This is a genomic window from Kitasatospora arboriphila (assembly GCF_039528095.1).
GTDB classification, from domain to species: Bacteria; Actinomycetota; Actinomycetes; order Streptomycetales; family Streptomycetaceae; genus Kitasatospora; species Kitasatospora arboriphila.
The window spans coordinates 1-12,724 of record NZ_BAAALD010000146.1; the positions used below are offsets into that span (position 1 = coordinate 1).

Genomic DNA, 12,724 nt, shown 5'->3' on the forward strand with positions numbered 1-12,724 from the left:
GGCCGGGCCCCGCCCGCCGGGCGGCACGGCCGACGGGTCCGCCGCGGGCTCGGCGGCGGCACCGGCCGGGGCTCCGGCGGCGACCGCCACGGCCTCCGGCTGCGGGGCGGCGCGGCGCCGGTCGGCGCGCAGCAGCAGCGGCCGGAGGGCCGCGCCGACCAGCAGGGCCAGCACCAGGTACAGCAGGACGGCGAGCCAGAGGTAGCCGGGCCAGGCGAGCCAGCGTTCGACGGCCAGCGGCAGGGCGCGGCCGCCGACCAGGGCGCCGAGCGAGAGCAGCGGCAGGACGACCAGCAGGCCCGTGCCGATGCGGCGCCAGGCGCTGCCGGGGGCGGCGACGTCGCGCACCGTCCGTCGCCAGACGTACCAGTGGACGAGGGTGAGCAGGGCGACGGCCACCAGCAGGACGAGCGCGATCATCATGCGGACAGTATCCGGGCCGCCGCGGGCGCCCCGGGCGCGGGGTGGCCCCCGTCCGGCCCGGCGGAGTGCCGAGCACTGCGCATGTCCACATCCATGAACTCGGGACCCTTGAGTGAACCAAAACGGTGCACGACCGTTGACGGCCCGTCAGCACCTTCCTAGGGTCGTCCACGGACACGACTGGTGTTCACACTGCTGAATCCGGAGGACCGCTCATGCGCCTGCCCCGCTCCCTCCGCACCGCCGCCCCCGTGCTCTGCTCGCTGGCGCTCGCCACCGCGCTCGCGACCCCCGCCGCGGCCGGCGGCCGGCCGCCCGTCCCCGACCGGCGGGCGCAGGCCCTGGGCCGCGCGGCGCTGCCCGCCTCGGACGGCTGGGGCTCGGCGACCACCGGCACCACGGGCGGCGCGGCCGCCGACCCGGCGCACGTCGCCGTGGTCCGTACCCGGGCCGAGCTGGTGGCCGCACTCGGCGGCGACAACGCCACCAACGGCGCGAACGCCGTCCCGAAGATCGTCTACCTGGCCGGCACCGTCGACCTGAACACGGACGAGTCCGGGCACCGGCTGACCTGCGAGGACTACGCGGCGGGCACCGGCTGGACGCTGGCGGACTACCTCGCCGCGTACGACCCGGCCGTCTGGGGGCGCGGCAGCGAGCCGAGCGGGCCGCTGGAGTCCGCCCGGGCGGCGGCGCAGAAGGCGCAGGCGAAGCAGGTGCAGATCGCCGTGGGCTCCAACACCACCCTGGTCGGGCTCGGCCCCGGCGCACGGCTGCTGGGCGGCAACCTGGTGGTGAAGAAGGCCGACAACGTGATCGTGCGCAACCTGGTGTTCGAGGACTCCGCCGACTGCTTCCCGCAGTGGGACCCGACCGACACCGCGGTCGGCAACTGGAACTCCGAGTACGACAGCATCAGCCTCGTCGGGGCGACCCACGTCTGGGTGGACCACGCCACCTTCACCGACGGCGGGAACCGGGACGCCGACCAGCCGCTGCACTTCGGCCGCCCGTACCAGGTGCACGACGGCCAGCTGGACATCACCGGCGGCTCGGACTACGTCACCGTCTCCTGGAACGTCTTCCGGGACCACGACAAGACCAACCTGGTCGGCAGCAGCAACAGCTCCACCACCGACCCGGGGCACCTGCGGGTCACCTTCCACCACAACCTCTGGCAGAACACCGGCCAGCGCGCCCCGCGGGTCCGGTTCGGCCAGGTCGACGTCTACGACAACTCCTACGTGGTCGGCGCCGAGGCGTACGAGTACAGCATCGGGGTCGGGGTGGGCTCGCGGATCGTCGCGGAGCACAACCACCTGCGCCTGCCGGCGGGCGTGCAGGCCGACCGGGTGCTCCACAACTGGGGCGGCACCGGACTGACGGCCCGCGACAACCTGGTCGACGGGCGCCCGGGGGACCTGGTCGGGGCGTTCAACGCGGCGAACCCCGCGACGCCGCTCGGCGGCGACGCCGGCTGGACCCCGGTGCTGCGCACCGCCGTCACCCCGGCCGCCGCCGTCCCGGCCGCCGTCGGCCGCCACGCGGGCGCCGGGCGGCTGTGACCCCCGTCTCCACCGCGGCCGGCCACCGCTGGGTGACCGGCCGGTGACGGGGCGCCGATCCCGGCGGGCGGCGCCTGTGAAGCCCGGCACACGGCCGCGGCCCGCTACTGCCCCCGATAGTCGTCACGGCGGCCCGGCCCCGGCGCCGACCGGGGGCACCCGCCCGGCGCCGGCCGTACGGAACTGCGAATCCGCTGGTCAGCCGAGGTGTACGGCCCGGTCGGGCGGTCGGCGGTAAGGACCGTCTAAGCGCTCGGGAGCGCCCGGAGGAGGGCCGGGCGCTCCCCGTCGTCTACGACCCCGCGTAGTTTCCGAGCTCGTTGCCGCGTTTCTGCGGGTCTGCCAAGAATGTCCCGGTCGCAAGGCAGCGCGGCCCGATTCCGCCGCGCACCCCGCCCGCTCCGGCCCACCGGCCGGGGCGCCCAGGCCGTCCGCACGGCTCCGCGGGCCTGTTCCTCCCGAACACGCTTCGCGATGTCCGTGTGCCCGGAATCGGCCCCCGACCGATGGAAGAGGTTGTCCCCCTCCATGCAGCTCCCGCTCCCCAAGAACCTGTCGCTGACGCACCGCCCGCACGCCTTCTTCGCGAGCGTGGGCACGCTGACCGTGGCCGGCACGGCGATCCTGGCGCTGGCCCTGCCGCAGGACACCTCCACCGCCGTCGCGGCCGCCCCGGTCGCCGCGGCGAGCGCCGCCACCCAGGCCGCGGCCGCCCCGGCGCAGCCCCAGGCCGACGCGCAGGCCCAGGCGGACGCCCAGGCCAAGGCGGACGCCGACGCCAAGGCGGCCGCGGACGCGAAGGCGGCCGCGGGCGCGGAGGCAGCCGCCGACGCGCAGGCCGCGGCGAACGCCAAGGCCGCCGCCGACGCGAAGGCCGCCGCGGACGCGAAGGCCAAGGCACAGGCCGCGTCCCGCTCGCAGCAGCGCAGCGCACTGAAGGCCGCGCCGACCGGCAGCCCCAAGCAGATCGCCGCGCAGCTCGTGCCGGCCAACCAGCTGGCCTGCTTCAGCAACATCGTGTTCCACGAGAGCAGCTGGAACATCCACGCCGTGAACAAGTCCTCCGGCGCGTACGGCCTGGTGCAGGCGCTCCCGGCCTCCAAGATGGCCTCGGCCGGTGCCGACTGGCGCGACAACGCCGCCACCCAGATCAAGTGGGGCCTCAACTACATGAACAGCCGGTACGGCAGCCCGTGCGGCGCCTGGGCCTTCTGGCAGGCGCACCACTGGTACTGATCCGGCCCGGAGCCGACCGACGCCGCGGGGCACGTGGAACCGACCACGTGCCCCGAGGCGTCCGTGTCCGACCGGAATTCCGCCTCGTCACCGGACACGGCACTCCCCGCGACCCGCGGTGACCGATTGTCGGCATTCCGTGGATACGGCGTGAAGATGTCGGGTGCGATCGATCGACTCTGACCGTATTTGGAGCGATTGGGTCCGCTTAGGGACATTGCGGGGGCCTGTAGACCTCTTTAGCCTCCCCGCCATGGCTACCCTCATCTCCGTCGTGCTCCCCGCCCACGATCGGAACGGCCAGCTGAAGGAGTGCCTCGACGCACTGCTCGCCCAGTCGTTCCGCGACTTCGAGATCGTCCTCGTCGTCGACACCTCACCGGACTGCCCGGAACGCGTCGCCGAGGCCTACGGCATGCGCGACCCCCGGGTCAGCGTGCTGCGGCTGAACGCGGCGGTCGGGATCGGCCGCGCCCGCAACGCCGGCGCCGCCCGCGCCACCGGCGACTACCTGCTCTTCCTCGACAGCGACCACCTGCTCGACGAGGACGCCTTCGCCGCCCTCGCCGAACGGCTGGAGCAGACCGGCGAGGTGGACGTCCTCCAGTTCGGCCACAACCGGTTCTACCGCGACAAGGTGTGGCCCGGCGGCGCCGAACGGGTGCTCGCCGAGGCCGGGCCCGAGGTCACCACGGCCGCCGAGCGGCCCGCCCTGCTCGGCACCCCGCCACTGGTCTGGGACCGCCTGCTGCGCCGCGGCACCGTGCCCGCCTTCCCGGACGGCCACTACGACGAGATCCCGGTGGCGCACGCCGCGATGCTGGCCGCCCGCCGGGTGGCCGTGCTGCCGCGCGAATGCGTGACCATCCGCCGCCGCCACACCCTGAACCCGGTCGGCTCGCCCGGTGCCAGCCAGTTCGACCTGTTCGAGCAGTACGCCCGCAGCTTCGAGCTGCTCGCCGGCTCGCCGGACGCCGCCGCCCTGTGGCCGGAGCTGTTCACCAGGATGGTCCGGCACTACCTCTTCGTCTTCGACCTCGGGGGCTGTGTGGACCGCTCCGAGCGCCCCCAGTTCTTCCAGCGGGCCTCCGAGCACTACCGCGGCTACCAGCCCGAGGGCTACCGCCGGCCGGACGGCCGCGAGGGCGTCAAGTTCTCGCTGCTCTCCAGCGGCGCCTACGCCGCCTTCGAGGTCGCCAAGCTCTCGCACATAGCCCGCGGCGCGGTCACCGGCCGCCGGTAGGCACACGGCTGCCGCACAGGGGCGTGTGGGGGCACCTCCCGGCCTTCGGCCGAAAGCCGGGAGGTGCCCCCACACGCCCCTTGTGGTGGACCCTGTGCCCCTTGCGGTGCACCCGCCTCAGACGTGTGCGGTGCCGCCGTCGGCGGCCATCGCCGCGGCGATCCGGCGGCCGGTCTCCCGCCACTCCTCGGCGGGCACCTTCGGCAGCAGGTCGTCCCAGACCGGGAGCAGGCTGCCGCGCAGCTGCATCATCCCGGCGGGCCGGCCGATGAACCAGACGTGCAGGTGGGCGGCGCCGTCGCCCCACTTGTTCTGGTGGACCCGGGCGATCCCGCCGAGCGACATCACGGCCCGCTCGACCCGCTGCAGCATCGGGCCGAGCTCCGCGGCCCGCTCCGGCGGCAGGTCGGCGAGGTCGTGGTGGGCCCGGGGCTGGAGCAGCACGATCGCCGGGACGGCCGCGGGCTCGCCGGGGCCGGAGAGCCGCCAGTGCTCGTCCGTCCACAGGAAGTCCGCGTCGGGCCGGGCGCACTGGCTGCAGTCCGCGGGCCCGTCCTCGCCGTCCCGGGGCGGCTCGGGCAGTTCGGGCGCCTTCAGCGGCTTGACCTTGATGTCGCCCTCGAACGGGAAGATGTCCCAACCGGGCATGCCGTCCGCGGGGAAGGGCACGGACTCGCCGATCGGCAGGCGGGCGAGGTACGGGTTCGCATGATCGTCGCTCATGGGCCGAGTCTGCCGGATGACACCCCGTCACCCCGCGGCCGGGGTCGGCACCGCGGGCCCGCCGGTTTGCGATGATCGGCCCATGGCCACCGGACTGGAACGCGCCCTGACCGCCGCCCTGCGGGGCGAGGTGCGCTTCGGCACCGCCGAACGCGCCGTCTACGGCCACGACGCCTCCAACTACCGGCACGTCCCGCGCGGCGTGGTCAAGCCCGCCGACCTCGACGACGTCCGGGCCGCGGTCGCGCTCTGCCGCGAGTTCGGCGTGCCGGTGGTGCCGCGCGGCTCCGGGACCAGCATCGGCGGTCAGGCGATCGGCCCCGGGGCGGTCGTGCTGGACTTCCGCCGCCGGCTGGGGCGGGTCCTCTCGGTGGACCCGGACGCGCGCACCGCCCGGGTCGAGCCCGGCACCGTCCTGGACGACCTGCAGCGGGCGGCCCGCCCGTACGGGCTGCGCTTCGGGCCGGACCCGTCCACGCACAGCCGCTGCACCCTCGGCGGGATGATCGGCAACAACGCCTGCGGCTCGCACTCGGTGGCCTGGGGCCGCACCTCGGACAACGTGCACGCGCTCGACGTGCTGCTCGCCGACGGCACCGAGTTCACCGCCGGCGGGCCGCTGGACGCCGCCGCCCGCGCCGCGCTGCGCGAGCTGCCCGGCCGCGAGGGCGCCCTGCACCGCGCCCTGCAGGACCTCGCCGGTGCCCACCTGGCCGTGCTGCGGCAGGCCATGCCCGCACTGCCCCGCCGCGGCTCCGGCTACCCGCTCGACGCGCTGCTACCCGAGCGCGGCTATGACCTGGCGCGCGCCCTGACCGGCACCCTCGGCAGCTGCGCCGTGCTGCTCGGCGCCACCGTCCGGCTGGTGCCCGACCCGCCGGCCCGCGCCCTGGTGGTCGCCGGCCACCCCGACGAGGGCCCCGCCGCCGACGCCGTGCCCGCGCTGCTGCCGCTGGGCCCGCTCACCGTGGAGGGGATGTCCGCCGACCTGGTCGCCGCACTGCTCGCGGCCGGCCGCCGCCCGGCCGCCCTCGACCGGCTGCCCGAGGGCGCGTGCTGGCTCTTCCTGGAGGTCGGCGGCGACACCCCGGCCGCCGCCGGCGAGGCCGCGCGGGCCCTCGCCGAGGCCGTCCGGCAGGCCGGCCGCGCCACCGCCGTGGTGGTCACCGACCCCGCCGAGCAGCGCGCACTGTGGCGGATCCGGGAGACCGGCGCGGGCATCGTCACCCGGCTCCCCGGCGGCGGCGAGGCCTGGCCCGGCTGGGAGGACTCCGCCGTCCCCGTCGAGCACCTCGGCGACTACCTGCGCGCGCTGCGCGGCCTGCTCGCCCGGCACCGGCTGCGCGGCGTCCCGTACGGGCACTTCGGCGAGGGCTGCGTCCACCTGCGGTTGGACTTCCCGCTCACCGATCCCGCCCGGCTGCCCGCCTTCCGCGCCTTCCTGGAGGAGGCGGCGGACCTGTGCGTCTCGTACGGCGGCTCGCTCTCCGGCGAGCACGGCGACGGCCAGGCCCGGGCCGAGCTGCTGCCCCAGATGTACCCGCCGGAGGTCCTGGAGCTGTTCCGCCGCTTCAAGGGCGTCTGGGACCCGGACGGCCTGCTCAACCCGGGGGTGCTGGTCGACCCCCGGCCGCTCGACGCCGACCTGCGCTTCCCCGGCCGGGACCTGCCGGTCACGCTGCCCCTCGCGGAGGACGGCGGCAGCCTGCTGAAGGCGGTGCACCGCTGCGTCGGCGTCGCCGCCTGCGTGGACACCTCCTCCGGTGTGATGTGCCCGAGTTACATGGCCACCGGCGAGGAGCGGCACTCCACCCGCGGCCGGGCCCGGCTGCTCGCCGAGATGCTGCGCGGCGAACTCGTCACCGACGGCTGGCGTTCGGAGGAGGTCCGCGAGGCGCTCGACCTCTGCCTCGGTTGCAAGGGCTGCGCGAGCGACTGCCCGGTCCATGTCGACATGGCGACTTACAAGGCCGAGTTCCTGCACCGCCACTACCGGTGGCGGCCGCGCCCGGCCTCCCACCTCGCGCTCGGCTGGCTGCCGCTGTGGCTGCGCGGCGCCGCACTCGCCCCGCGGCTCGCCGGCCGGCTGCTGCGGTCCGGGCCGGGCGGCGCCGCACTCAAACGGCTCGGCGGGATCGACCCCCGGCGCAGCCTGCCCGCACTGCCGGAGCAGACCTTCACCGCCTGGTTCCGCCGGTGGCGCGCCGCACACCCCGTCCAACCCGGTGCGCAGCCGGTGCTGCTCTGGCCGGACAGCATGGCGGAACTGCTCGACCCGGAGCCGGCCCGGGCCGCCGTCGAGGTGCTGGAGCACCTGGGCTTCGAGGTGCGACTGCCCTCCGGCCCGGTCTGCTGCGGGCTCACCCTGCTCTCCACCGGCCAGCTCGGCCTCGCCCGGCGGGTGATGCGGCGCAGCCTGCGGGCCGTCCCGGCGGGGCTGCCGGTGGTCGGCCTGGAGCCGAGCTGCACCGCGGCGCTGCGCGAGGAGCTGCCCCGGCTGCTCGGCCGGGAGGCCGGCGAACTGCCCTCCCGGGTAAGGACGTTCGCCGAATTCCTGGACGACAGCGGGGTCGCGCTGCCCCGACTGGAGACGGACGCGGTCACCCAGGTGCACTGCCACCAGCACGCCGTCCTCGGCACCGCGGCCGACCGGAGCGTGGAGCGGCGGATGGGCGTGCGCAACGCGGTGCTGGACTCCGGCTGCTGCGGCCTGGCCGGCAACTTCGGCATGGAGCGCGGCCACTGGGAGGTGTCGGTGGCGGCGGCGGAGCGGGTGCTGCTGCCGGCGGTGCGCGCGGCCGCCCCGGACACGGTGGTACTCGCGGACGGCCTGAGCTGCCGCACCCAGATCGCCCAACTCGCGGACGGGCGGCGGGCCGTCCACCTGGCGGAGCTGGTCCGGCGGGCGCTGCGCGAGGCGCAGTAGCCGGGGCGGGAACACCGGTGCACGGTCGTGGCGCGGCCGGCGGGGCGCCGCCACAATGGCACGGTGACGATCACCACCGCCGAGGCGGACACCATCCTCGCCGACCACTTCGCGCCCTGGGTGCAGGCACTCGAGCTCTCCGTCACCGAGACCGGTGACCGGCACGCCGTGCTCCGGCTGCCCTGGTCGGACGAACTCGCCCGCGAAGGCGGCGGCCTGAGCGGCCAGGCCCTGATGGTGGTCGCCGTCTCCGCGGCCCGCGGCGGCTTCGGACCGATGACCACGATCCAGCAGTCGACCACCTTCCAGCGGGCGGTGGTCGGCGCGGACGTCCTGGTGACCGCCCGGATCACCAAGCTGGGCCGCCGACTCGCCTTCGTGGACGTGGTGATGACGGCCGAGGGCGAGGAGGAACCGGCCGCGCACGCCAGCACCGTGTACGCCTTCCCCGGCTGATCACGTCCGACCCCTACTCACCGGGCCTACCGCGCAGTAGCCTCACCGGGCCGCACCCCACTGCGACCCCCACCACCCCTGGAGGCCCGATGCGCACACCCCTGCCCGGAGGCGTCAGACTCGCCGTCGCCGCAGCCCTGTTCGCCGCCTCGGCACTCGGCCTGACGGCGGCTCCGGCCGCCGCGGCCGAGCACCGTCCCGGCCCCGCCGACGTGCCGCGCCGGTACCTGGCCCTCGGCGATTCGCTCGCCGCCGGCTACCAGACCACCCCGGACGGCGGCCGGGTGGTCGGCCGCGGCTACGCCCAGGACATCGCCCGCGTGCTGGGCGAGCGGGCCGCCGCCCGCCACCGCCCGTTCGACTTCACCGACCTCGGCTGCCCGGGCGAGACCACCGGCACCATGGCGAACGGCGGTTGCCCCTGGCCGCACCCCTGGACGGACTCCCAACTCGCCGCCGCCGAGCGCTTCCTGCGCGAGCACCGCAAGGACCGGGTGCTGGTGACGATCGATATCGGCGCCAACGACGTGAACCGCTGCGCGAGCGGCGGCACCATCGACCTGCCGTGCGCCCTGCAGGGCATCGCCACCGCGGGCCGTGGCCTGTCCGACATCCTCGGCCGGCTGCGGGCGGCGGCCGGACCGCACACCCGGATCGTCGGCATGAACCTCTACGACCCCTTCCTGGCCGCCTGGTTGACCGGCGAGCAGGGCAGGGCGACCGCCGCGATGTCGCTGCCGCTCTCGCACGCGCTGAACGCCGCGATCGGCATCGCCGACGCGGCGCACGGGGTGCCGACCGCGGACGTCGCCCGGGCCTTCGACACCGACGAGCTGCGCCCGGTGCCGTTCAACGGCGCCCAGGTGCCGCTGAACGTGGCCCGCATCATGCAGTGGACCAACATGGCGCGCGGCGACATCCACGCCAACGACGCCGGCTACCAGGTGATCGCCGACACCTTCCTGGCGAAGCTCTAGCGGTTCCGGTTCCGGTTCCGGTTCCTGTTCCGGGCCGCGGGTAGCGCGGCCGGCCGGGCGGCACATCCCACCGTCCGGCCGGCCCCCGTGCCCCCGCGGGACCCCCTGGCTTCGCCGGTTCCGCCGGCTCCGTTGGTTCCGCTACTGCGGCGATTCCTCGGCGCAGATGGTGGTGACGAACTCGGCGACCCGCTCCTGCGGCATGTGCCGGGCGATGTCCGCCTCGCTGATCATGCCGACCAGCTTGTGGTCGGGGTGGTTGATCACCGGCAGGCGGCGGACGAGGTGCTGTTCCATGACCCGCAGGACCTGTTCGGCGTCCTCGTCCTCCTCGATCACCATCGGCCGGCCGACGGCGAGGTCGACCGCCTTGATCTTCGTCGGGTCGAGTCCCTCGGCGACGCACTTCAGCACGATGTCCCGGTCGGTGAGGATGCCCAGCAGTTTCTGGTTCTCGCCGCAGATCGGCAGCGCCCCGACACCCCGGTCCTTCATGATCCTGGCCGCGTCGGCCAGCGTCTCGAACTCCCCGACGCACTCGGCGCCCGGGTGCATGATCTCTCTGGCTGTGGTCATGGTCAGGCCTCCCGCTGTGCCTCAGACCTCCGTCCCTCCATCGTGGTCCCGGCCCCGCGGGCCCGCCACCTCGGGCCGCGAGCCGTTCACCGCGCCACCGGGCGCCTCCAGCGGGTCACGGGCCAACACCTCGTCCAGCGCCGGGAGATCGGGCAGCTCCAGCTGCTCGGGGCCGGGCTCGGGGGCCGGTGCGGGGGCCGGTGCGGGGGCCGACTGGGGGGCCGGCGCGGGCTTCTCGGTGACGCTGTCGAGGAAACGGAGCAGCTCCACCGGGAAGGGCAGCACCAGGGTGGAGTTCTTCTCCGCCGCGACCTCCACCACGGTCTGCAGCAACCGCAGTTGGAGCGCGGCCGGGGTGCTGCTCATGATCGCGGCCGCCTCGGACAGCCGGGCCGAGGCCTGGAACTCGCCGTCCGCGGTGATGATCCGCGCGCGGCGCTCCCGTTCCGCCTCCGCCTGCCGCGACATCGAGCGCTTCATCGACTCCGGCAGGGCGACGTCCTTGATCTCCACCCGGTCGATCTCGATGCCCCAGTCCAGCGCCGGGCTGTCCAGCATCAGCTCCAGGCCCTGGTTCAGCGGCTCGCGGTTGGCCAGCAGGTCGTCGAGCTCGCTCTTGCCGATGATCGACCGGAGCGAGGTCTGGGCGACCTGGGAGATCGCGAAGTTGTAGTCCTGCACGTTGACGGTGGCCCTCACCGGGTCGATGACCCGGAAGTAGACGACGGCGTCGACCCGAACCGTCACGTTGTCGCGGGTGATGCCCTCCTGCGCGGGGATCGGCATCGTGATGATCTGCACGTTCACCCGCTTCAGCCGGTCCGCGATCGGCAGCAGCCAGGCCAGGCCCGGGTCCCGGATGTCGTCCCGCACCTTGCCGAACCGGAACACCACACCGCGCTGGTACTGCTGCACCACCCGGATGCTCACCCCGGCCCACACGGCCAGGACGATCAGCGCGCCCAGAATCGCGTCGAGAATGATCATTGCGTCACCTCTGGCACACGCAGGGACCCCGCTCTCCACGCTACTCCGATGTCCACGGGCCGTCCGGATCCCGCGGCCCGGCCCGCCCGCAGCACCTACGATCTGCGGCATGGAGCCGCCCTCACCGCCGCCTTCCCGCGGCCCGGACCGCGACCGGCCCCGCCCGCTCCCCGCGGCCGAGGACCCGCGGGCCCCGGGCCACCCGGCCGCCGCGGCCGCCGCCACCCGCAGCCTCGCCGAGCTGGACGGGATCGTCACCCACTGCCGGGCCTGCCCGCGGCTGGTCGCCTGGCGCGAGGAGGCGGCCCGCACCAAGCGGCGCGCCTACCTGGCGGACGAGTACTGGGCCCGGCCGATCCCCGGCTTCGGGCCGGCCGACGCGGCCCTGGTGATCGTCGGGCTCGCCCCTGCCGCGCACGGCGCCAACCGCACCGGCCGGATCTTCACCGGCGACCCGTCCGGCGACCTGCTGTACGCCGCGCTGCACGAACTCGGCCTCGCCTCGCAGCCGCACGCCACCTGGCGGGACGACGGGATGGAGCTGTTCGGGGTGCGGATCACCGACCCGGTGCGGTGCTGCCCGCCGGAGAACCGGCCGACCCGGGACGAGCGGGACACCTGCCGGCCGTGGATCGCCCGCGAGTTCGCGTACCTGCGGCCGACCGTCCGCGCGGTGGTCGCCCTCGGCGGGTTCGCCTGGGAGGCCGTCCTGCCCGCCCTCGCGGCCTCCGGCCGGACGGTCCCCCGCCCGCGGCCCGCCTTCGGGCACGGCGCCCGCGCCACCCTCCCGGCCGTGGACGGCGGGCCGCCACTGGAGCTCTTCGGCTGCTACCACGTGAGCCCGCGCAACACCTACACCGGCCGCCTCACCCCGGCCATGCTCCGCGACCTGCTCGCGGCGGGCGCCGGCACGGCGGGCCTGCTCTGACCCCTCCGGGACGCCCGCGCCGCCCCCGGTGCGGCGCCGCTCAGAAGGCCGCCGGTTCGCCCGCCCTGCGCCAGACCTCCGGGAGGCGGGCCCGGTCGGCGGCCGCCGCGGTGAGCTGGCGGTCGTAGAGGACGCCGTAGGCGAAGGCGTGCTCCGGGTCGGCGGCGGCGAGGTCGTGCAGGGTGCGGCCGGCGAGGACGGCGTCCTGGTGGGTGCCGAGGAGGTCCTGGACGTCCTTCATCCGCCGGGTGAAGCGGTCGGCGGCGGGCCCGGCCGGCTCACCGGCGTAGCGGGCGCGTTTGGCCGCCTTCCGGGCCTCGTGCAGGGCGGTGTCGGCGGCCTCGCCGGGTTCGGCGCCGCCGACCGCCTCGATCCGGCGGGCGGTGGAGCGCTGCTGGCGGCGGGCGACCCGGGCGAGCTCGCGCGGGGCCGGACGGTCGGCGCGGGCGGTGAAGCGCGGCTCGGCGACGAGGCCGCGCAGCGCGGCGAGCAGGGCGGGGAAGCCGGGGCCGTCGAGGGCGGCGAGCGCCTCGGGGCGGGCGCCCGCGGTGCGTTCGGCGGCCCAGGCGGCGAGCGCGGCGGCGACCTCGGCGGGCCGGCAGTCCTCGGGCAGGGCGCGGGCCTCGGCGGCGAGCCGTTCGGCGAGGACTTCGGTGTCGCGGGCGGCGCCGAGGGCCGAGGCGA

General features: G+C 75.5%; 11 protein-coding genes and 1 pseudogene. 7 read left to right on the plus strand and 5 right to left on the minus strand.

Features of this window, described 5'->3' with window-relative positions; all coding sequences use genetic code 11:
• A pseudogene (locus ABD353_RS37375) lies at positions 1–423 on the minus strand (metallophosphoesterase); the annotation flags it as partial.
• A 215-nt stretch (positions 424–638) separates the two neighbouring features.
• On the opposite strand from ABD353_RS37375, the gene ABD353_RS37380 reads away from it, so the two are divergent.
• From ABD353_RS37380 to ABD353_RS37390, 3 genes are all read left to right on the plus strand, one after another.
• Positions 639–1,988, plus strand: a complete 1,350-nt coding sequence (locus ABD353_RS37380) for a pectate lyase family protein (protein ID WP_344628183.1) — start codon at positions 639–641, stop codon at positions 1,986–1,988.
• Between the two features lie 528 nt (positions 1,989–2,516).
• Positions 2,517–3,224 carry an aggregation-promoting factor C-terminal-like domain-containing protein gene (locus tag ABD353_RS37385; RefSeq protein ID WP_344628184.1) on the plus strand — a complete coding sequence of 236 codons (708 nt, stop codon included), beginning with the start codon at positions 2,517–2,519 and terminating at the stop codon, positions 3,222–3,224.
• A gap of 253 nt (positions 3,225–3,477) precedes the next feature.
• The gene (locus ABD353_RS37390; protein WP_344628185.1) at positions 3,478–4,467 is read left to right on the plus strand and encodes a glycosyltransferase family 2 protein; all 990 of its coding nucleotides are present in this window, start codon (positions 3,478–3,480) and stop codon (positions 4,465–4,467) included.
• Positions 4,468–4,584: 117 nt separating this feature from the next.
• Here the strand turns inward: ABD353_RS37390 and ABD353_RS37395 are convergent, their stop codons facing one another.
• Positions 4,585–5,190: an HIT family protein gene (locus ABD353_RS37395; RefSeq protein ID WP_344628186.1), complete on the minus strand. Its 606-nt coding sequence runs from the start codon at positions 5,188–5,190 to the stop codon at positions 4,585–4,587.
• Between the two features lie 82 nt (positions 5,191–5,272).
• Between ABD353_RS37395 and ABD353_RS37400 the strand changes: the two genes are divergently transcribed.
• The 3 genes from ABD353_RS37400 to ABD353_RS37410 all read left to right on the plus strand — a co-directional run bounded on the left by ABD353_RS37400 (position 5,273) and on the right by ABD353_RS37410 (position 9,549).
• A complete protein-coding gene (locus tag ABD353_RS37400; protein WP_344628187.1) occupies positions 5,273–8,116 on the plus strand; it encodes an FAD-binding and (Fe-S)-binding domain-containing protein in 2,844 nt (947 codons plus the stop codon).
• Positions 8,117–8,179: 63 nt separating this feature from the next.
• Positions 8,180–8,572 carry a PaaI family thioesterase gene (locus ABD353_RS37405; RefSeq protein ID WP_344628188.1) on the plus strand — a complete coding sequence of 131 codons (393 nt, stop codon included), beginning with the start codon at positions 8,180–8,182 and terminating at the stop codon, positions 8,570–8,572.
• A gap of 89 nt (positions 8,573–8,661) precedes the next feature.
• A complete protein-coding gene (locus tag ABD353_RS37410) occupies positions 8,662–9,549 on the plus strand; it encodes an SGNH/GDSL hydrolase family protein (protein ID WP_344628189.1) in 888 nt (295 codons plus the stop codon).
• Between the two features lie 141 nt (positions 9,550–9,690).
• Here ABD353_RS37410 and ABD353_RS37415 read toward each other — a convergent pair whose 3' ends face one another.
• Together ABD353_RS37415 and ABD353_RS37420 are read right to left on the minus strand one after the other, a co-directional pair.
• On the minus strand, positions 9,691–10,125 hold the full coding sequence (locus ABD353_RS37415; RefSeq protein WP_344628190.1) for a CBS domain-containing protein: 435 nt from the start codon (positions 10,123–10,125) through the stop codon (positions 9,691–9,693).
• Between the two features lie 21 nt (positions 10,126–10,146).
• Positions 10,147–11,112, minus strand: a complete 966-nt coding sequence (locus ABD353_RS37420; RefSeq protein ID WP_344628191.1) for a slipin family protein — start codon at positions 11,110–11,112, stop codon at positions 10,147–10,149.
• A gap of 109 nt (positions 11,113–11,221) precedes the next feature.
• Between ABD353_RS37420 and ABD353_RS37425 the strand changes: the two genes are divergently transcribed.
• Positions 11,222–12,040 (plus strand): uracil-DNA glycosylase, encoded by an 819-nt coding sequence (locus ABD353_RS37425; protein ID WP_344628192.1) that lies wholly within the window; start codon positions 11,222–11,224, stop codon positions 12,038–12,040.
• A gap of 40 nt (positions 12,041–12,080) precedes the next feature.
• Here ABD353_RS37425 and ABD353_RS37430 read toward each other — a convergent pair.
• Positions 12,081–12,724, minus strand: a 644-nt coding sequence (locus tag ABD353_RS37430) for a CHAD domain-containing protein (RefSeq protein WP_344628193.1), incomplete at its 5' end; no start/stop codon positions are given.

Excerpts from the sequence above, each read along its gene's own strand:
- ABD353_RS37380 (WP_344628183.1), top strand. The coding sequence starts at position 639 with ATGCGCCTGCCCCGCTCCCTCCGCACCGCCGCCCCCGTGCTCTGCTCG.
- ABD353_RS37385 (WP_344628184.1), top strand. The coding sequence starts at position 2,517 with ATGCAGCTCCCGCTCCCCAAGAACCTGTCGCTGACGCACCGCCCGCAC.
- ABD353_RS37390 (WP_344628185.1), top strand. The coding sequence starts at position 3,478 with ATGGCTACCCTCATCTCCGTCGTGCTCCCCGCCCACGATCGGAACGGC.
- ABD353_RS37395 (WP_344628186.1), bottom strand. The coding sequence starts at position 5,190 with ATGAGCGACGATCATGCGAACCCGTACCTCGCCCGCCTGCCGATCGGC.
- ABD353_RS37400 (WP_344628187.1), top strand. The coding sequence starts at position 5,273 with ATGGCCACCGGACTGGAACGCGCCCTGACCGCCGCCCTGCGGGGCGAG.
- ABD353_RS37410 (WP_344628189.1), top strand. The coding sequence starts at position 8,662 with ATGCGCACACCCCTGCCCGGAGGCGTCAGACTCGCCGTCGCCGCAGCC.
- ABD353_RS37415 (WP_344628190.1), bottom strand. The coding sequence starts at position 10,125 with ATGACCACAGCCAGAGAGATCATGCACCCGGGCGCCGAGTGCGTCGGG.
- ABD353_RS37420 (WP_344628191.1), bottom strand. The coding sequence starts at position 11,112 with ATGATCATTCTCGACGCGATTCTGGGCGCGCTGATCGTCCTGGCCGTG.
- ABD353_RS37425 (WP_344628192.1), top strand. The coding sequence starts at position 11,222 with ATGGAGCCGCCCTCACCGCCGCCTTCCCGCGGCCCGGACCGCGACCGG.